A 19,021-nucleotide genomic window follows, 5' to 3' on the forward strand; every position below is an offset into this window, starting at 1 on the left:
GAATTCTATAATGAGAAATAAAATTTTATATATTTTCCTTGGATTTGCAGTTCTATCTGCTTCAGTTTTTTTATCCTCATGCACTGATAAAAAAGCAAAAGAGAACTCAATCCAGAAGCATACTTGTCCGATGCATCCGCAGATTATAAAAGAGGGGCCTGGTACATGTCCTATTTGCGGGATGGATCTGGTTCCGGTTAATAGCAAAGGAACGAGTAAGGAAATTATTCTGAGTGAAAGCCAGGTGCAGCTTGCAAATATCAAAACAGCAATGGTAAGCAGCGGAGATTTTAAAAGTTCCAAAGTTTTAAATGGCCGTTTGCTAAACAATCCGGAACTGACAGAAGTTGTTTCAAGCCGGTATGCGGGAAGAATAGAAAAGCTGTATATAAAAGAAACAGGTCGGCCGGTTTCTGTCGGACAGGCGCTTTTTGAAATTTACAGTGAGGAATTACAGACCCTTCAGCAGGATTATTTATTGCAGGTAAAACAAGCTGCGGCATTTCCTGATGAGCAGATTTATAAAACTCTGCGGGAAGGAGCAAAAAGTAAGCTTAGACTTTTTGGTTATTCAAACGCTCAGATTTCGGCATTAAACAATGGCGCCAAAGTTTCGCCAAACGTAACTGTTTTTGCAAAAGTTTCAGGCATTGTAAATGAATTGAGTGTGAACGAAGGACAGTATGTTTCTGAAGGAAGCCCGATTATGAGGCTAGAAAATTTTAATCAGCTTTGGGTCGAAGCAGATGTATACCCAGCAGAGGTTTCGCAGGTCAGGATAGGAAGTTTATTAAAAGTTTCTGTAAACGGATTAAATGCTCAGGAGCAAACGGTGAAAATAAATTATATCTCCCCGCAAATTGATCCTGCAAGTCAGCTTTTGAAAGTGAGGGCAGTGATACAAAATCCTGGTAATTTTCAACCGGGAATGCAGGCTACGGTTTTGTTGCCTGCAAGCCGGATAAAAGCAGCCATGAGCTTACCTCTCGAAGCAGTTATGAGAGATGCAAAAGGTGCACATGTATGGATTCAAACGGCAAAAAATACCTTTGAACCCCGAATGGTTACAACCGGAGAAGAAGATGAAACACAAATCATTATCACTTCAGGCTTGGAAAATGTTAAAGAAGTAGTAATCAGTGGAACCTATTTATTATCCAGTGAATTTATATTAAAAAAAGGATCTGATCCCACGGTAGGGCATAATACAATGAAGCATGATTAAGTTTTATTGAAAGGCTTACTCAGATGAAATAGTTATTGCATTACAAGAGTTTCATTACTTTTCTTCATGATGTTTGCAAAAATCTCATAGGAGCGGAGTCTTTCCTTGTGCTCATAAATATGAGATGTGATCATCAATTCATCAAGCTGATTTTCTATTATAAAATTATCAACTTCTTCTTTAATCTTATCTGGCCCGCCAATAAATGAGCAGGAAAGCATCTGCTGAACCGCAGCTTCTTCATATTGCGACCATATAGAATCCATGCTGTCAATCGGCGGCTGCATCAGTCTGCGGTGCCCGTTTATGATGCCCAGAAATAATTGTTGCATGGATGTAGCAAGCCTTTTAGCTTGTATGTCTGTATCAGCTGCTATTACATTTACACAAGCCATAACATAGGGCTGACTAAGAAATTGTGAAGCTTTAAAACTTTGTCGGTATAGCTGAATTGCGGTTTGAAACTGCGCCGGTGCAAAGTGACTTGCAAAAGCATAGGGTAATCCCAGCATTCCGGCAAGGCGGGCGCTGTCTGTACTTGAACCTAAAATCCAGATGGGAATATCTAAGCCTTCTCCCGGAATAGCCCTAACCCGACCCTTACTATTTTCTTTGCTGAAGTAGGTTTGCAGCTCAAGAATATCCTGCAGGAAATCATTTCCTGCGCCCATACGCTGTCCGCGGATAGCCATGGCGGTAATTTGATCCGTTCCCGGAGCTCTACCTAATCCTAAATCTATTCTACCCGGATATAAGGTGGCAAGAGTTCCAAATTGCTCTGCAATTACCAAAGGTGCATGATTGGGTAGCATAATTCCCCCAGAACCAACTCTAAGCGTATTGGTTCCTCCTGCGATGTGGCCAATAAGAACAGAAGTTGCAGAACTTGCCACACTTTCCATATTATGATGTTCGGCAAGCCAGTAACGTGTATATCCCCAGTTTTCTACATTCCGGGCTAAGTCCAAACTGTTTCTAAAAGTATCAGCTGCTGTATGTCCTTCAGTAACTCCGGCTAGATCCAGAACAGATATTTTTATATCATTAAGCTTTTGTTTATTCATCTTAACTATTTTCTTGGCAGCCGCAAAAATACAGCCATGGAAATGATTTTAAGTCTGAGAAATGTCTTTAATAGATTTTGATTTCTGAGAGATTTATCAATCGGGTGTATGTCTGATTATACAACTTGTGAAACTTCTTATTTAAGTAATCCGGTAGTTGCTTTTCCAATTTCGGAGTCGGTTCAGAATATAGCAACCGTCTTTTTGCCTGTAAATTTCAGGTATGCACATTTGCTTTAAATTAATTACAGTACTTTAACAGGATTTGAAGGATAGAATAGCAATCTGTATTATTATATTAATGATATTAGTCATAAAGTTTTAATAACTAAAACATTAGAAAAAAACAGGCGTTAAAGTTGAATAAGCAGATACTATTTTTATATAACTTAATAAATTCTACTAACCATTGAATACTATTCTATAAAGATGAAAAAGCTGGTATACCTAATATTTTTTTCAAGCTCTCTTTTCTATTCCTGTAAAAAAGACCCAATCATAGTTGATGAACCGCGAAAAACCGAAGTACTTCAGGGAGCTATTACCGAAGATAAAACTCTTAACAAAAACACAGATTATCTGCTAAAAGGGCAAGTGTATGTGAAAAATAATTCTACACTTACAATTCCGGAAGGAATTGAGGTTGTTGTAGAGAAAGCTGATAATCCATCAGACAAAGGGGCTTTGATCATCACAAAAGGATCAAAACTGAATATTGCCGGAACTCAGGATTTTCCGGTTGTATTTACTTCATCAGCCATTAATAAAAATCCGGGCGACTGGATTGGAATTATCATTTTAGGCAAAGCGCCAACCAATTTGATAAACGCCCATATAAAAGGTTTAACAGAATCTACGGATACGGAATTTGGAGGAACTGTTTCTGATGATAATTCGGGTTCAATTAATTTTCTGCGTTTGGAATATACAGGCGGCTTAAATCCCAATCAGGAAGAAGAGTGGGAAATGGATATGGCCAGCGGATTAAGTTTAGAAGGAATAGGTTCTGCCACAAAAGTAGAGCATGTAATGGTTAAAAATTCTTTGGATGATGGTTTTCAATTTGTGGGAGGAACTGTTAACGGAAAGTACCTCATAAGTTTGAATAATCAGGATGATAATTTTGATTTTGACCGCGGTTATACCGGTAAATTACAATTTCTGATTTCTTATCATTCTGCCAGCTCAACTCACTCCATCCGTGCCAACGGTTTGGAAAGCTTAAACGATAAGGGAGCAACCGATGCTCAGCCGTATACCAGACCAGTAATTTCGAATATGACCATTATTGGTCCGGATCATGATGAACTTTCAGGCAATCAAAGTCAGGGAATTTATATCAGAAGGAACACACGCTTTAATGTTCGAAACTCAATAATTGAAGGATATTCTAATGGTGGCCTGATGATGTGTCCAAAAACCAAACCGTTACTGCTCAATAACCTGGGATCGCAATTTAAATACAACATGGTAAACAGTGATGACCGTTCGAGAGCATTTACCTATGATAATGGCCCTACAGGTATCAATATTATTCCTGATCCTGAAGTTGCAGCTTTGGCAGTTATAATGGATGATAATCTGATTACCAGACCGGCATTAAACAAAAATGTAATTATTGATAACACTCAGGAAATTGGGTTTAAGTCTCCGGGCTCTTCAGGAATTATAGATGTTTCTTTATCAGCTAATTCTCCTGCACTTTCAGGTGGTGATTTCTCAGATCCCGAATTCAGTACATTCTTTACAATCGTTCAATTTAAAGGTGCTTCAGGAACCGAAAGCTGGGCCTCTTCAGGCAATTGGGCTCAATGGGAATAAGAATGTAAGTGGACAACAAATTAAGTTTTTCAATATCCGGCTTTCAGATTGAAAATCATGTTTAGATTTTTTCAGCCCCGAAATTATGCAACATTCGCTTCTCAGACTATTTAAAATATTTTAAATTTTCTATTTTTGACGCCAATATTAAATTCCATTACTACATCCCTGAATGAGCTTTAATGAAAATGTTTATAAAAGTATCGTGGAGGTTTCTCCTTTCCCGGTGTATGTGTGTTCTGGTGATGAAATGATTATTACGGTGGCTAATAACGCCACTTTAAAAGCATGGGGCCGGGATAAATCAGTTATTGGACAACCGTTTAGTGAAGCATTACCCGAGCTTAAAGACCAGCCTTTTCGAGGTCTTCTCAGTCATGTTTATGAAACCGGAAATACTTATTTCTCAAGTAATGACCGTGCAGATCTGATGGTAGATGGAAGGATTCAAACATTCTATTTCAAATTTACTTATCAGCCTTTGCGGGATTCAAACAATATCATAACCAGTGTATTGTGTTTTGCTACAGATGTGACCGAACTAGAACGATCCCGGCAGGCTGTTGAAGCCAGTCAGAATACTTTATATAATATCATTAAGCAAGCGCCGGTCGCTATTTGCATTCTGGATGCTAATGATTTAACTGTGCAGGTTGTAAATGATTCTTACCTGGAGTTAGTACGGAAGACCCGATCGGAGCTAGAAAATCAACCTGTATGGGAGGCTGTTCCTGAAGCCGCAGAATTATATGCTCCCATATTAAACAATGTAATTAAAACGGGAGAAACTTATTATGCCAAGGAACATGAGGTAATTTTAATCCGTCAGGGAGCAGAAGAACTGGTATTTATTGATTTTGTTTATGAACCCATTTCGGATATTAACGGTAAAATTAATACTGTAATGGTAATTGGTATGGAAATTACCGAGAAAGTCATTGCACGGCGCCTAATAGAAGAAGCCGAGGAACGTGCACGTTTGGCTATTGATGCCGCAGAAATAGGTTCATTCGATCTGGATATGGCTACCGGTAATATGGTCACTTCCATCAGGTTCAACCAGATATTTGGTATTAGTTCTACTCCATCCAGAAATACTATTTTAGAACTGATTCATCCGGATGATATTGCTTTAAGAGATGCTGCTTATGAATTTGCCCGCAATACCGGTAAACTATTTTACGAAGCAAGGTTTATATGGAAAGACGGCTCCATTCATTGGGTTCGGGTTCAGGGCAAGCTGTATTTAGGTACAGACACACATCCCACGAGAATTTTAGGTACCGTATTGGATATTACTGAATTCAAGCATTTGCAACAGCAAAAAGATGATTTTATAAGTGTAGCCAGCCATGAATTAAAAACCCCTCTTACCAGTGTTAAAGCTTCAATGCAGCTGCTTGAAAGACTGATCAGACAAGATCCGACTTCTGACAAAGTCTCTTTATTTATTGATAAAGCCAACAGCAGCCTAACAAAAATGCATCATTTGGTCGAGAGTTTGTTAAATGTGTCTAAAATTGCAGCGGATCAACTGGTGTTGAATAAATCAAATTTTATTGCATCAGAAATGATAAAAGACTGCTGCGAGCATATTCGTTTAACCGGGAAATACAATCTGGTACTAAGCGGTGATATGGAATTGGTGTTTTATGCTGATAAAAACCGTATCGATCAGGTATTAGTTAATTTTATAAATAACGCAGTAAAATATGCACCGGAATCTGATACTATAAATATTCATATCAGCAAAGAAGGAGATAATTCTAAATTGTCTGTTCAGGATTTTGGAAGAGGTATTCCTGCTGAAAAACTTCCGCACCTGTTCGAGCGTTATTATCGTGTAGATTCAAGCGGGGTACAATATTCAGGTTTGGGTTTGGGGCTTTACATCAGTGCCGATATTATCGAAAGGCATGGCGGAAAGATTGGTGTTTATAGCGAAAAAGGCATTGGAAGTACGTTCTGGTTTACTTTACCAAGCGTTTAAATCTAATCGATTTTAATTCGGTTTTAAATTCAAATTTCACTAATTCCTATATTTGGTTTAGTAGTACTTGATTTATGAAATTCAATACAAAAATGCCGGCCGGCCTAAAAAAACATTTTAATTTTGAGATAAGTCAGTACCAATCTAATCTACAAAAAAGAGATTTTAAATCTTCATGGAATTATCTTGAGCGGGCTCATATTCTCGGCCAGTCCTATCCGTTAGAACACAGCAAAGTACACTGGCTAATGCTCAAAGAGGGGTTCAGACGAAAGAGCCTGAAAGAAATACTGGGTCAGTTTTTAAGATTGTTAACCGGTGGTTTTAAATCATTAATTAATCTTGTTCCTATTGGAAATACCGGCGGTGCTAATGTTGCGCCATTAAAAGTCATGGAAATTCCTTACGATTTAAAAATGATATTGACCAAGTATCTTTCTTAAATAAATGATTCCATTAATTAGATTTCAAAAATATTATCAAACTTCATTTTGTGCGTTAGAAATTGGAATAGTAAACCAAAATGTTGATCCTTTTCCTGGTTCACTATTTACACCAACTTTTCCTCCATGCCTTTCTATTATCTGGGCGGATATATAAAGTCCTAAACCAAGACCCGAAAATTTTGCAGATGATTCCTGAACCCGGAAAAATCGATCGAATACATAATGTATTTTATCCTGAGAAATTCCAATTCCAAAATCGCGGACTTCCACTTTAACGACCGAATCATCAGAACTAACATGAATTTTAATTAAGTCCGATCCCGGCGAATATTTTGCAGCATTCGATAGGAAATTAATAATGACCTGCTCAATACGATGCATATCTGCAAAAACTACTACGTCTGTGCTTCCTCCGACTTCTATTATATGCCTGGTATGAGAACTTGTAATTTGAAATGAACTTTCTTCAATAGCTTCGCCCATTTTAAACTCAGTCTTATTAAATTGTAGTTTTCCGGCCTGCAAACGGGTAACATCTAAAAGATCATTTACCAGCTCAGATAATTTATCAGCCTGACGGTTTGCTTTTTCAATAAAAAGGCTTACCTGCGGAATCTCTTTCTCTTTTTCTGTCAGTCGCTTCACAATTTGTAAAGAAGCTTTCATACTGGTGATAGGAGTTTTAAGCTCATGGCTTGCAATACTCATAAATTCGTCCTTCTTTTTCATCAGCAATTTGGTTGCCTGCTGAGCCATTTCCTGAGACGTAATATCTGTTAAACTGCCTATATAACCGGAAAGCTTACCAGTTTTCATCGGATTGCTCATGGCAAGCATCCAGCGATACTGGCCATCAGTACGTTTTATCCGAAATTTAGACTGGTAGGGAATATGCTTGTTTAAAGCTTCTATAAATTTTTCATACTCTATATTCTGTTCTTCGGGATGAATGACCGAACTCCAGCCCAAATCCATGCTATCTTTAAAACTGAGACCGGTAAATGTGACCCACTGTTTGTTGACATAGTTGCACAAACCTTTTTCGTTCACTTTCCAAATAAGAAAAGGGGTATTGTCGGCAACCGTTCTAAAATGATCTTCGCTGATTTTGAGTGCTTCTGAAATTACTTTCTGATCGTGGATGTCTGTATTGGTTCCCACCCACATAATAATCTGATCATCAGAATTTCTTTGAGGTAAAGCCCTTGACAAATGCCAGCGGTATTCGCCTTCTTTATTTTTAAGACGCTGCTCCAGAGAAAACTCACGGCCTTCTTTTAAAGCTTCTTTCCAAATTTCTACCGCCGGGTCAAGATCATCCGGATGAACAATTTTATATCCGGCTTCTTTTATTTCTTCTAATGCAAGACCGCTGTAATCGGTCCAAACCTTGTTGTAATAACTTCCATTTCCCTCTCCATCGGTGGTCCACACCATTTGAGGGATTACATTTGCAAGTGATAAGAAACGATTTTCATTTGCCCGTATTTCTTCATCGGCTTCAACCAAACGGGTCATGTCAAACATAGATCCAAGCATCCGGTAAGGCATTCCATCATCAGACTGAAGAATATAACCGCGATCGAGAATGTAGGCGTATTGTCCGTCGCTTCTCAGAAAACGGTATTCGGCTGCCCATTGCTTTTGATGGTCATTAATCAGGGTGTTTTGGCTTTCAATAACTTTTTCACGGTCTTCCGGATGAATTTTACTGATCCAGAATTTGCGTTTATTATCTATCTGATCTATTTTATAACCAAACATATTTTCAAAAGCCTCGCTCCACCAGAAATTATTATTGGTTAAATCCCAATCCCAGATGGTATCATTGGTTGCTCTCGAAACCAATCTGAAACGCTCTTCACTTTCTGATAATTTACGTGTTCTTTCAATAACTTTATCTTCTAGGTTGCTGTTAAGCTTTTTAAGATTTTCGCGAACCTGGATGAGTTCATTGTAATTCTTTTTAAGTTTAACATCTGCCTGTTTCTTTTCAGTGATATCCGTTAAAGTCATCACCAATCCGTCCTGCATTTTAACAGCTACTATTTCCAGACAAATTTCCTGTTGCTTTCTGGTGATCTGAATCTCATTATGTAACGTGTGATTCTTTTCCACAACTTTAACATACTTTTCAAATAATCCACTTTCTACCAGATCAGGAGCCAATTCTTTCAGGCTTTTGTTAATGATATCATCATTATCCCTCTGTATAATCTTTTCGGACGCATGATTGGCGCTGATGCATTTAAAATCTATAATTTTGTGATCTCCGTTGCGCACCGCAGTAATGGCTACAATGGCGCTTAAGCTGGAGTTAAAAGTTGCTTTTATAATATCATTCAGCTCTGTAATAGCGGTTATATCTACAAAAGAAAGAATCACACCATCGGTAACTTTATCCAAACGGATATAAGGCATAATACGCATCAGGCAATGCGTGCTATTGTTAAGCTCCACTTCCCGTTCCAGCATTCGACCTGTTATGAGTACTTTCTTAATTTCATCAACCAGAGATTCATCCGTAATGTTATTAGAGATGTGGGAAATAGGCCGGCCAAGATCCGTATCAATTAAATTTACAATCTTAACGGCAGCCGGGTTAAATTTCCGGATATTCAGTGATTGATCAAGAAAAATCTGACCAATATCTGTACTGCGGAAATAATTGTTTAAATCATCATTCAGCTCAATAAGCTCACGTATTTTCAGCTGATGCTCGGTATTTAACGTATGCAGTTCCTCATTCAGAGATTGCAACTCTTCATTAGAACTCTGCAGCTCTTCATTAGAAGATAAAAGTTCCTCATTGCTCGACTGAAGTTCCTCATTGGTTGTTTCCATACTTTCTACAGCAAGCTGCAGATTGATACGGGTTTCATTCAGTTCAGCTTCAAGTTCGGTAACATATTCATTATCCTGCTCTCCCCAAACCGTGGCAGAAGCTTCGTTATCTTTTGCCTTGGTATTTTCTGTACTGCTTTCACTAAAAATTATCAGATGAAAAGGTTTTCCTTCGGCAGGTTTTGCCGGTTTCACAGCAATGTTAACCATCGATCCTTTATCGCCGGAATTTACACGAAGACTTTTAAGAAAAATACTTTTGCCTGTTTTTAGGGCTTTTCTTACAGCAGTGTTCAGGCTAACTGAAATTTCCTGCGGAAGCATTTTCAGTATATTTAAACTCAGCTTTTTATCAGGCAGAGAAAGATATTTATTGAAATCTCCAATGCTATCTTTTATATCATAATTGTGATCGATATAGAGGGCCGTATAGCCCATTTCTTCCAGAATTAATTTATTAAAATCTTCCTTTATCTGAGTGTTGGTAAGAGTACTGTTCCCTATATCTGAAGATCGTTTAGAATCAATAAATTTGTGAGTACGGTCAGAGGTTCTGAAAATTTCCTGATGATTGAATTTGTAACCAGATTTTTTCTTAAAGATTTTCCATTTACTATCAACTTCAAGTAATCCATCTTTTATATATGAGCCGCTTTCGCTTGATCCTAAAAACAAAAAACCTGTATTTTCTAAAGAAAAATGAAAGGTTGCCAACACCCTTTTTTGTAGAGTGTGGTCCATGTAAATCAGCATGTTTCGGCAGCTGATTAAATCATTTTTAATAAATGGCGGATCTTTTATAATATTGTGTTTTGCAAAAACCACCTGTTTACGAAGCATTGGAATTACAGAAAAGCCTTTTCCATCTTTTACAAAATACGTTTTGAGAATATCTTCCGGAACGTCTTTTTCGATAGAAGATGGGTACAGATTTTTAGAGCAAAAGGTAAGATTGCGCTCATCTATATCTGTAGCAAATATTTTTACATCCAGACGCTTGCCTGTTTTTCGTAAATATTTATCAATTAATATGGCGATGGAATAAGCTTCTTCACCGGTACTGCATGCACAAACCCAAACTTTAAGAGTCTCTCCATTACTTTTACCATTAATAATATCTGGTATGGCCAGTTCTTCCAAACTTTTAAAGGCTAGCGGATCTCTGAAGAATTTAGTAACGTTGATTAGAAAATCCTGTCCGAGAGCTCTTACTTCCTGAGGACTATCCTGCAAATAATTTACATACGATTTCAGGTTTTTAAAACCACCTGTTTGCATTCTTTTACCCAGCCGCCTGATAATTGTTGGCGTTTTGTAAAGTTGGAAATCATGCCCGCTCGACTGAAAGATCATCGTAAAAATTTCCTCAAGCAAAGTATCTTCAATTTTACCCTTGTTTAGCGTATGAACAGGGGTTTCTTTTATGTAATTATAAATTTCCTCGGGCATCATTTCGGGTGGCAAAATGAGGTCAGTAAAACCTGAGGAGATGGCGCTATTAGGCATTCCATCAAATTTTGCTGTTGCCGGATCCTGAACAATCACCAATCCTCCGCTTTCTTTTATCGCAGAAATGCCTTTGGTGCCGTCAGTACCGGTTCCGGATAGGATAATTGCTATGGCTTTATCTTTCTGATCAGCAGCTAAAGAAAAAAGAAAACTATCTATAGCAGTATTGGGAGATTTATCAGCAATTTTCTCAGCAAGCTTCAGCTTGCCGTTGCCAATAGTCATGATTTTATTATTCGGAATAATATATACACACTCTTTATGAATAGTCATATCATGCCCGGCTTCAAAAACCTTCATGTGTGTGTGTTTGGAAACCAGTTCCACCAGCAGACTTTTATAATCAGGAGAAAGATGCTGGATAACCACAAAAGATAAACTGGCATTCTGAGGCATGTTGTCAAAAAACTCATGAATTGCTTCCAGTCCGCCTGCTGAGGCACCGATTGCAACTATAAAATGCTCGTTTTTTTCTTTTTTATCCTTTTTTAACATGGGTGTGATGGAAATTGAAGAAATAGATTGTGTTAACGTGTGGCAAATTCGTACAGAAAACTTCTGAAACTTTCTGAAACAGCAATCTCGGCCGGATACCAGGGTTGTGAAGTTTGCTTAACGGTTTCTTTCCAGAGTTTGAAAGAATTTCTGGGATGATAGGTTTTATTATCCTCTTCAAAATTAATTGCTTCATTCGGATTGCCTCCCCATTTAATGGTTTTAACAAATTCAGGTCTGAAACCAATTATATATTCGCTTTTACTTTGATTAATCGGAATTACAAGAATACCGCTGGCAACATGCTGTTCATCTCCAGCCTGGTCGTATACATTAGCCAGATTATTTTCGTGATAAACGGTGTTTGTATTTTTAGCATCAAGCCAGTAGCTCAGGTTTTCTATGAATTCTTTGTTGGGTACATTTCCCACAGTTTCTACCCGACCATCGTATAAAACAGCAGCACCTTCTGAATTTAAGATGTTTAAAATATGATTTTCAGAACTTATCAGACCTTTAAGTATATCATCTTCGGTATAAATCTGATCAATAATCCGGGCTCTTGCTTCGTTTAGCTTATTGCTAAGCAGATAGGTTTCTTTATTTAAAATGGCCGTTATTTTATTGGATATGATGTTGGAGAGCAACTCAAAAATAGAACAGATTTCATAGTTTAAACTTTTTTCTGTCTTGCTATGACAAGAAATTAAGCCCCAGAGTTTTTCATCTTTAATAACCCTTATAGACATGGAAGCTTTTACATCCATGTTTTTAAGATACTCCAGATGCACTTTCGGTACACCCCGCAAATTGCAGTCAGACAGATCCAGAAAAGTTTGAGTTAGCGGATTAATAACCGGATAAAATCCCACAGGTTTATAATCGCGATCGGGGATAAGCCGATAGGCATTTTTTAAATACAAAGCTCGTGCTTGCTTTGGAATATCACTTGCGGGGAATTTTAACCCGAGATAACTTTCATATAAGCTTTCATCAATGTCTTCGGCAATGACGGTTCCGTTCCAGTCTTCATCAAACTGGTACATCATCACACGGTCAAAGCCTGAAATTTTCTTTAATTCATTGATGGCCGCCTTACAAACCGAATCAAGAGAAGTTCCTTTTTCGATGGCATTTACAGAATAGCGTAAATCCTGGTAAACCTTTACAAAGCTATTTTTAATCTCATCATTCAGAAGTTCCATCTCCAGAATAATCAGCTCCTCTTTCTGATGGATAATGGTTAAAAGTTCACGGCTTATTTTATTTACTTCAACTCTTAAAGTTAAAGGAATACGATCCTGCAGATTTGTGGCTGCTTTCTCTTTAAATTCCGGTTCCTGCTGATTATCCAGAAAAGATAAAAATGAATGATTTAGAATAGATTTAACTGAACAATCCCAGAGATTTGCAACATTATCACTGGCCTGAATAACAGACAAATCTGATTTATTAAGTACAATTACATATCCGTAAGGCTGAATTGTATTGATTAAATGCAAAGGTAAACTTCCGCAAAAGTCTGAATCATAATTGGTTCTGCTGTTCATGTTGAGTTATCAGAAGCTTAAAATGTTTAAACGTATTATTGGCGCTTTTTACCACCCGCAATTGTTGTTCCCCAGTAGCGGGAAATTGGTCTAAACTTTCTTTAAATGATTTCCACATAGACATTGTGTTCTCTCCGTAACTATTAAAATAGGTTAGAAACTCCTTGTTTTGCAATCCCAGCCGGTCTGAAATCATTTTGCTGATTATACTCCCGCCAATGGTTGAACCTTCCATAACATATAAGGCACCGAGCGCATCATAAACATTCTCAATTTGAACTCCGGTTTGCCTGGGATTTTCCGGGAGTGTGCCGTTTACTGATATTATATCATGAGCTAAGGAAGCAGATTTTCTTCGTTGTGAATAATCATTGAGAATATTTTCGGATATGTATTGATCAACCTGCGATTCTATGGGACTATAAAAATTGTAAAACCAGTTTAAAATCTCGCTGTAATCTTCTAATGTATTAACCGATTTTATCTTTTGAATCAGTACTTTTTCCAGAGCCTGATGAGATTCCAGAGTTTCTTTTTTTAGTTTTTCACTTAACATAGTAGCTGTAAAAATCCTTCAATTCAAAAGAATTAAATTCCGCAAATATATAGATTGCAAGCAATAAAACCATTCTGTAGCTTCAATTTGTGGCAATAGTCCGCAGTTATGAGACTGGTATTTAAAGAAATACCAAACAGTTTTATTTTTCAGGAAAACCCATTTTATCCGCTCAAACCCGATTATATTTCAGATTGTTTGGATCGAAGTAACTATTAGGAATGAAGAAGAAGTTGCTTACAATTATGTTTCGTTAGATTACCATTACTTTCGTTTATATTTAGAGATACTTACCAATCAAGTAGCAAATACTTTAGGACATAAACAGATAAAAATCATTTAAAATGGAACTAAACAGTAAAAAGTTAGAACGTACATCTCGAATAATTTACTACTCCATTTCTATCATTTTATCCATATTTCTAATTCTGCTCTCCAATAAAATTATTGGGGATTTGGATAGTGCTACGCCGATACCCGAGCCTGAAAACTTTCAAAATAAAACAGTGCTTGCAAATTTGGATAGAGTTTTACTGAGCTATAATTCAGAAACAGAAAACCTGAATAATAAAAAGGTAACTATTGAAAAAACCATAGCTACAGCAAGAGCCAACTACCGGAACGAAAAACAATCTTTTGACAACTGGCTTCAAACCAGAAAAACATTGGGTTCTCCGGATAAAGATTTGGAAGTAATTAACAGGGCTAAAAAGCTTGATGAATTTTATAAAGTTGAGCAGGGATGGCGCTCGCAGCTCAACAACCTCGACGGTCAACTGGAGAGGGTAGATAAAAAACGACAGGAAGCATTAAATTCTATCCAGAAAGAACATCTGAAAGCAGAAAAATTATATTCAAAGGAATTGAAACGCTACGAATTAAAAGTATTTCTAATCCGTTTACTTTTTGTAGCTCCCATACTGGCACTGGGTATTTTCTTTTTTATCCGGTACCGCAACCATAAGTTCTGGCCTCTTTATTTTGGTTTTACACTTTTTTCAATTTACGCTTTCTTCTTTGGACTTATGCCGTATCTGCCAAGTTATGGTGGTTATGTTCGGTATGCGGTAGGTATTTTATTATCTGCCGGACTGGGTTATTATGCCATCAGAACAATCCGGAAATTTATAGAAAAGAAGCAGGCTGAATTAAAAATATCTACCCAGGAAAGAGCAAAGAATGTACAAATTGGTGTTGCCGAGAAAGCCCTTCAAAATCATTTTTGTCCTTCATGCGGTAAGGATTTCATACTTAAAAAATGGGAGTTCCCGCTAACAAAATCTTCAGAAAATGATGTGTATAAACTTGTAACAAACTTTTGCAGGCATTGCGGACTTCAGCTTTTTAAAAGTTGTACCACTTGCGGAAATAAAAACTTTGCGCATTTACCTTTTTGCGCTTCCTGCGGAAATGATATGGGTAAAAATAGCAAACCTGCGGAGTGAATTTTCTGAATTAATCTTCGATAATAATTTGATGTTTATCCAATAAACCACTAATCCCTGAAAGGGAAAATTTAGCTTTTTTAATTCTGTTAAATTCCGGGTCAATAGAATAATGATAGGCGCTGCGGAAATCTGCTTTTTCTAATATACTTTGCTGAAAAATGGTGCGGGCAAGGTCGCAATTCAGAAACTCAGATGCTGTTAAATCTGCCTGAGAGAAATCTGCTTCTTTTATGGAGCAATCTTTAAATAGTGTTTTCGTAATTTTTTTGCCTGAGAAGGTTGAATAATCTAAAAAGCAGTTCTGGAAACTAAATGCAAGTAGAAAATCTTTGCATTTAGTAAAATCAATTCCCATCAATTTACATCCCTTAAAGCTTATGGTTTTTAAACCTGTATTATTAAATTTTGCCATGCTGAAATTGCAATTTTCAAACCGGCAATCCATAAAGTCGCTGGTTGACAAATCACATTTGGAGAAATTACAATCTATAAAAGTGCAGGCATCAAACTCGATATTTGTTAAGCTTTTTTCAGAATAATCAATCTTTGTAAAAGTTTTATTTTCTTCAAGTGTTTTGCTCATTTTGTAGGTTTTATATTTCTGGCAGGTTATTTCCGGATAATATTCAGCCCTAAATTAGTCAGAATGATTACACCTTATCCGGAATTTTTAAAATTTCATTATCTTCTTTAGCGAATCGACTTTAAGGATTTAAAACCAAACGTTCATTCCGGAGCTTACCGCTAAAAAAACCACAGTCAATCATCCGGCTAATTAAAATCATAGTGAGATGAAATATTTATCAGGTTTTAAAGGAATTCTTCTAATGATCTTTATTTAAGTACTAGATTATAATGAATTAAAATTTTTGATTATGAAAAAAATGACTTTATTATTTCTGCTGTTTTTATTATTTAATCAAACCGAAGTTGCAGCTCAGGATATGGAAAGAGAAAAGCAGCAGAAGCAGGATCGTATTCATACCGAGGATCATCTCAGACTTCAGGATGGTCAATTGTATCTCTACAAAAATGGCGTGCAATCTCAGGTTAGAGAGAAAATTCAGCTGAAAAATGGCGGAACTGTAAATCCGGATGGATCTTACATGTTGCAAAATCAGGAGCGGTTTCAACTTCGTAACGGCGAGTGCATGGATATGAACGGAAATCGCTACCTGAACCAAAATAAATTCAATAAAGGTATAATGATGAAAAATAAAAATATTGAAAGGATCAGAACCAAATCAGTAAACCAGAACCGGCCTGCAGGACAGGGAGGTGTTAAGAAAAAATCCGGTTCGAATAGAAATGAGCCTTTATAAAAAAGGGAGGAGCTAAAACTCCTCCCTTTTTTAATTCTATTAAAAAATTAATGCAGAAACTTATTTAGAAAGTTCCTTTAAAAAAGTTTCGGTTTCTCCCGAATCGTAATTTGCCATTCCCTCGTGTTTAAAAACAATTTCTCCTTTTTTATTTAGGATAACGGTCGTAGGCAAATTGGTTTTAAACAACTCATCAGGAATAAAACTAGCCGGACCGTAAACATCCAGATTGTATTTATTTTTTTTCATAAATGCTTCAGAGCTTTGCAGCTGGTTTTCTACATCAATCAGTAAAAAAACCACATTTTTGTTGTCTTTTAGTTTCCCTGAAAGAGAATTTATAGAAGGCATTTCGGCAAGGCAGGGCGGACACCAGGTTGCCCAAAAGTTTATAAAAACAACCTTTCCTTTTAAGTTTTCAAGGCTTGTTGTTTTTCCGTCAGAAGTAATGAAACTTGCGGCAGGAGCCATTGGGCCTGCAGTAGTTTCCTCATTTGTTTCAGCAGGCTTGGGTTTTAAATTGCTTACGTCTGGCTGAAATAAGCCAATTTTTATAAGCCCACGCATGACAAGGGCTTTTGCATTCGGATTTAATGCAATTACTAAAAATATAACGAGTCCGATTATAAATCCAATATTGGATTTGAATGATTTTATGATATTCATGGTAATTTTTAATATTAATAAATTGATTGTCAATAAATCTAACATCATCTTTATAAAAAATAGAAATAGACTTTATCTAAAGAAAATCAAATCAGTAATATTCTGTTTAGGATATAAATAGGAGTGCCGGGCTTCCTGAATTCAGACTTTGAGAAAGAAAATAATGAATTTCTGGAATCAGGAATGTAGGCCTGCAAACGATTAAACGAGATCAGGTACGCCGGAAAAAACAGCGATGCAGATAATAATCCGGGTTTATCCTGCTGCAAACTAATGAATGACTCCTTTTCAACGCAGGTTTTAGAATTTTCTGCAAACTGCTTTTGATTTACAGATAGTGATTTATTTGCAGGAACACTGTTTTCGATCTCCGGATAACCCGATGCCAAAATCTGAAGTCCTCTTTTAACCGGGCATAGGGTTAAAATAAAAAGCGAGATAAACACAAGCGCTAAAGCCTTTACAGACCTTTGCTGTTGATTATCTGATTTTTTTAAAACCTGCTGCATTTATATAAATTTTCACAAAAATAACAATTTAAGTTTACATGAAGTTCTGAAACCTCATTTGAGGGTAATTTTAGGCTTTTAAAGATTTTAAAAACGTAGTAATTATTAGATTATCTTGCCGTAAAGCAAAAATCTTTCTGGTACATTAGTTGTATACTCTTATTGAATTTTAAGGTTTTATATGTAAACCTCATTTCTTCAGAACAATTGCTCTTGCATCCCAGATTATTCTGAATTGAATAGCCGGTTGATTTATAAGTATTTGCTTTGAGTACTTTAAAAAACTGAGATTCAAAATTTCAATACTCGTTCTGTAAAAGAGCTCCCGGAAAGGCCTCCACGCAGATTGATTTTATCAGCTGTATAATACTTCAAATTAATAAACCAATATATTATGAACCTTAAAAAAATTACCTTATCACTTGCCATGCTGGTGGTGTTTTCGAGTTTTCACGTAAACGCTGATCCGCTGGCTTTAAAAAGCATTTCATCCCGAACTTCGGCTGAATCATTCGCAAAAGATTCTGACGGCGACGGAGTAAAAGACAGAAAAGATGAATGTCCGGATACCCCTGCGGGAGTTATTGTGGATACCAAAGGCTGTCCGGTTGATACCGACCGCGATGGAATTGTAGATTATCTGGATAAATGTCCTGAAGTTCCGGGAACAGATATGAACGGCTGCCAGGATAAAGACAATGACGGTGTTGCTGATAATTTAGACAGTTGTCCGGATGTTCCAGGTATTGCCCGGTTTAAAGGTTGCCCGGATAGCGATGATGACGGTGTGCCGGATTCAGAAGACAAATGTCCAAATGAAAAAGGATTAGACCGTTTTATGGGTTGCCCGGATTCTGACGGAGACGGTGTGGAAGATTCTAAAGATAAATGTAACGCTACGCCTGCGGGAATTAAAGTAGATGCAAACGGCTGTTCATCTGATAGTGATAGTGATGGTGTAATTGATGCAGAAGATAAATGTCCAAATACACAAACAGGTACCAAAGTAGACGAAAAAGGTTGTCCTGCTGATACAGATGGCGATGGAGTAATTGATTCAGAAGATAAATGTCCTTCAGTTTCTGGCGATGCTTCCAATAAAGGTTGCCCGGTAATGAAAGTTGATGTTAAAAAGCGTTTGCAGTTTGCTGCCCGCGGAATCAATTTCGAAACAGGTAAAGCAACATTAACCACTTCTTCTTTTCCCATGCTGGATGAGGTGGTGAGCATATTAAATGAATACGTAGATTATAATCTGAAAATGGGAGGCCATACAGATGCTGTTGGTGCCGATGCAAGCAATCTGTCTCTTTCTCAAAGTCGTGTGGATGCTGTAAAAGCTTATTTGGCGTCTAAAGGGGTGGTAGATAGCCGCATTGTAGCCACAGGTTATGGCGAAACCCGTCCGGTTGCCAGCAATGCAACCGCAGCCGGTAAAGCAAAAAACAGACGTGTTGAACTTGAATTATTCTTAAAATAAACGTTCTTCTTAATTCATTAAAAAGCAAGCCTAATTCAGGCTTGCTTTTTTTGTATACACCAAAATCGGCTGATTGAATGAACCCTTCATTTTAAA

14 protein-coding genes are annotated in these 19,021 nt (G+C 37.1%); 7 read left to right on the forward strand and 7 right to left on the reverse strand.

What is annotated here, in order from left to right; genetic code table 11:
- Window positions 1–10 precede the first annotated feature (10 nt).
- Entirely contained in the window at window positions 11–1,225 is a 1,215-nt protein-coding gene (locus G521_RS16805) for an efflux RND transporter periplasmic adaptor subunit (protein WP_036678943.1), read from the forward strand.
- Between the two features lie 32 nt (window positions 1,226–1,257).
- Here the strand turns inward: G521_RS16805 and G521_RS0108640 are convergent, their stop codons facing one another.
- The gene (locus tag G521_RS0108640; RefSeq protein WP_026898180.1) at window positions 1,258–2,289 is read right to left on the reverse strand and encodes an LLM class flavin-dependent oxidoreductase; all 1,032 of its coding nucleotides are present in this window, start codon (window positions 2,287–2,289) and stop codon (window positions 1,258–1,260) included.
- Window positions 2,290–2,718: 429 nt separating this feature from the next.
- Between G521_RS0108640 and G521_RS0108650 the strand changes: the two genes are divergently transcribed.
- The 3 genes from G521_RS0108650 to G521_RS0108660 all read left to right on the forward strand — a co-directional run bounded on the left by G521_RS0108650 (window position 2,719) and on the right by G521_RS0108660 (window position 6,543).
- Window positions 2,719–4,110: a hypothetical protein gene (locus G521_RS0108650; protein ID WP_026898181.1), complete on the forward strand. Its 1,392-nt coding sequence runs from the start codon at window positions 2,719–2,721 to the stop codon at window positions 4,108–4,110.
- A gap of 172 nt (window positions 4,111–4,282) precedes the next feature.
- Window positions 4,283–6,100: a PAS domain-containing sensor histidine kinase gene (locus G521_RS0108655; protein ID WP_026898182.1), complete on the forward strand. Its 1,818-nt coding sequence runs from the start codon at window positions 4,283–4,285 to the stop codon at window positions 6,098–6,100.
- A gap of 74 nt (window positions 6,101–6,174) precedes the next feature.
- Complete coding sequence (locus G521_RS0108660) at window positions 6,175–6,543, forward strand: DUF3703 domain-containing protein (RefSeq protein ID WP_026898183.1); 369 nt, start codon at window positions 6,175–6,177, stop codon at window positions 6,541–6,543.
- 36 nt (window positions 6,544–6,579) lie between these two features.
- Here the strand turns inward: G521_RS0108660 and G521_RS0108665 are convergent, their stop codons facing one another.
- Genes G521_RS0108665 through G521_RS0108675 form a run of 3 tightly spaced genes read right to left on the reverse strand, consistent with a single transcriptional unit; the run spans window position 6,580 to window position 13,500 of the window.
- Window positions 6,580–11,394, reverse strand: coding sequence for a chemotaxis protein CheB (locus G521_RS0108665; RefSeq protein WP_036678780.1), 4,815 nt, complete (start codon window positions 11,392–11,394; stop codon window positions 6,580–6,582).
- 32 nt (window positions 11,395–11,426) lie between these two features.
- Entirely contained in the window at window positions 11,427–12,944 is a 1,518-nt protein-coding gene (locus G521_RS0108670) for a GAF domain-containing protein (protein ID WP_026898185.1), read from the reverse strand.
- Window positions 12,922–13,500, reverse strand: coding sequence for a biliverdin-producing heme oxygenase (locus tag G521_RS0108675; protein ID WP_026898186.1), 579 nt, complete (start codon window positions 13,498–13,500; stop codon window positions 12,922–12,924). The genes G521_RS0108670 and G521_RS0108675 overlap by 23 nt, the downstream gene beginning before the upstream one ends.
- Window positions 13,501–13,844: 344 nt before the next feature.
- On the opposite strand from G521_RS0108675, the gene G521_RS0108685 reads away from it, so the two are divergent.
- Entirely contained in the window at window positions 13,845–14,945 is a 1,101-nt protein-coding gene (locus G521_RS0108685; protein WP_026898187.1) for an OmpH family outer membrane protein, read from the forward strand.
- A gap of 10 nt (window positions 14,946–14,955) precedes the next feature.
- On the opposite strand, the gene G521_RS0108690 is transcribed toward G521_RS0108685, so the two are convergent.
- Entirely contained in the window at window positions 14,956–15,531 is a 576-nt protein-coding gene (locus tag G521_RS0108690) for a pentapeptide repeat-containing protein (protein WP_026898188.1), read from the reverse strand.
- A 292-nt stretch (window positions 15,532–15,823) separates the two neighbouring features.
- On the opposite strand from G521_RS0108690, the gene G521_RS0108695 reads away from it, so the two are divergent.
- A complete protein-coding gene (locus tag G521_RS0108695; protein WP_026898189.1) occupies window positions 15,824–16,270 on the forward strand; it encodes a DUF6799 domain-containing protein in 447 nt (148 codons plus the stop codon).
- A gap of 60 nt (window positions 16,271–16,330) precedes the next feature.
- Here G521_RS0108695 and G521_RS16810 read toward each other — a convergent pair whose 3' ends face one another.
- Window positions 16,331–16,936, reverse strand: coding sequence for a TlpA family protein disulfide reductase (locus G521_RS16810; RefSeq protein WP_081675060.1), 606 nt, complete (start codon window positions 16,934–16,936; stop codon window positions 16,331–16,333).
- 86 nt (window positions 16,937–17,022) lie between these two features.
- Window positions 17,023–17,445 (reverse strand): hypothetical protein, encoded by a 423-nt coding sequence (locus G521_RS0108705; RefSeq protein ID WP_026898190.1) that lies wholly within the window; start codon window positions 17,443–17,445, stop codon window positions 17,023–17,025.
- 394 nt (window positions 17,446–17,839) lie between these two features.
- On the opposite strand from G521_RS0108705, the gene G521_RS18360 reads away from it, so the two are divergent.
- Window positions 17,840–18,925 (forward strand): OmpA family protein, encoded by a 1,086-nt coding sequence (locus G521_RS18360; RefSeq protein WP_051189627.1) that lies wholly within the window; start codon window positions 17,840–17,842, stop codon window positions 18,923–18,925.
- The last annotated feature ends 96 nt before the right edge of the window (window positions 18,926–19,021 follow it).

It is taken from the genome of Daejeonella oryzae DSM 19973 (assembly GCF_000422945.1).
Classification (GTDB): Bacteria; Bacteroidota; Bacteroidia; order Sphingobacteriales; family Sphingobacteriaceae; genus Daejeonella; species Daejeonella oryzae.

Coding starts and splice junctions, on each gene's coding strand:
- G521_RS16805 (WP_036678943.1), top strand. CDS start 11: ATGAGAAATAAAATTTTATATATTTTCCTTGGATTTGCAGTTCTATCT.
- G521_RS0108640 (WP_026898180.1), bottom strand. CDS start 2,289: ATGAATAAACAAAAGCTTAATGATATAAAAATATCTGTTCTGGATCTA.
- G521_RS0108650 (WP_026898181.1), top strand. CDS start 2,719: ATGAAAAAGCTGGTATACCTAATATTTTTTTCAAGCTCTCTTTTCTAT.
- G521_RS0108655 (WP_026898182.1), top strand. CDS start 4,283: ATGAGCTTTAATGAAAATGTTTATAAAAGTATCGTGGAGGTTTCTCCT.
- G521_RS0108660 (WP_026898183.1), top strand. CDS start 6,175: ATGAAATTCAATACAAAAATGCCGGCCGGCCTAAAAAAACATTTTAAT.
- G521_RS0108665 (WP_036678780.1), bottom strand. CDS start 11,394: ATGTTAAAAAAGGATAAAAAAGAAAAAAACGAGCATTTTATAGTTGCA.
- G521_RS0108670 (WP_026898185.1), bottom strand. CDS start 12,944: ATGAACAGCAGAACCAATTATGATTCAGACTTTTGCGGAAGTTTACCT.
- G521_RS0108675 (WP_026898186.1), bottom strand. CDS start 13,500: ATGTTAAGTGAAAAACTAAAAAAAGAAACTCTGGAATCTCATCAGGCT.
- G521_RS0108685 (WP_026898187.1), top strand. CDS start 13,845: ATGGAACTAAACAGTAAAAAGTTAGAACGTACATCTCGAATAATTTAC.
- G521_RS0108690 (WP_026898188.1), bottom strand. CDS start 15,531: ATGAGCAAAACACTTGAAGAAAATAAAACTTTTACAAAGATTGATTAT.
- G521_RS0108695 (WP_026898189.1), top strand. CDS start 15,824: ATGAAAAAAATGACTTTATTATTTCTGCTGTTTTTATTATTTAATCAA.
- G521_RS16810 (WP_081675060.1), bottom strand. CDS start 16,936: ATGAATATCATAAAATCATTCAAATCCAATATTGGATTTATAATCGGA.
- G521_RS0108705 (WP_026898190.1), bottom strand. CDS start 17,445: ATGCAGCAGGTTTTAAAAAAATCAGATAATCAACAGCAAAGGTCTGTA.
- G521_RS18360 (WP_051189627.1), top strand. CDS start 17,840: ATGAACCTTAAAAAAATTACCTTATCACTTGCCATGCTGGTGGTGTTT.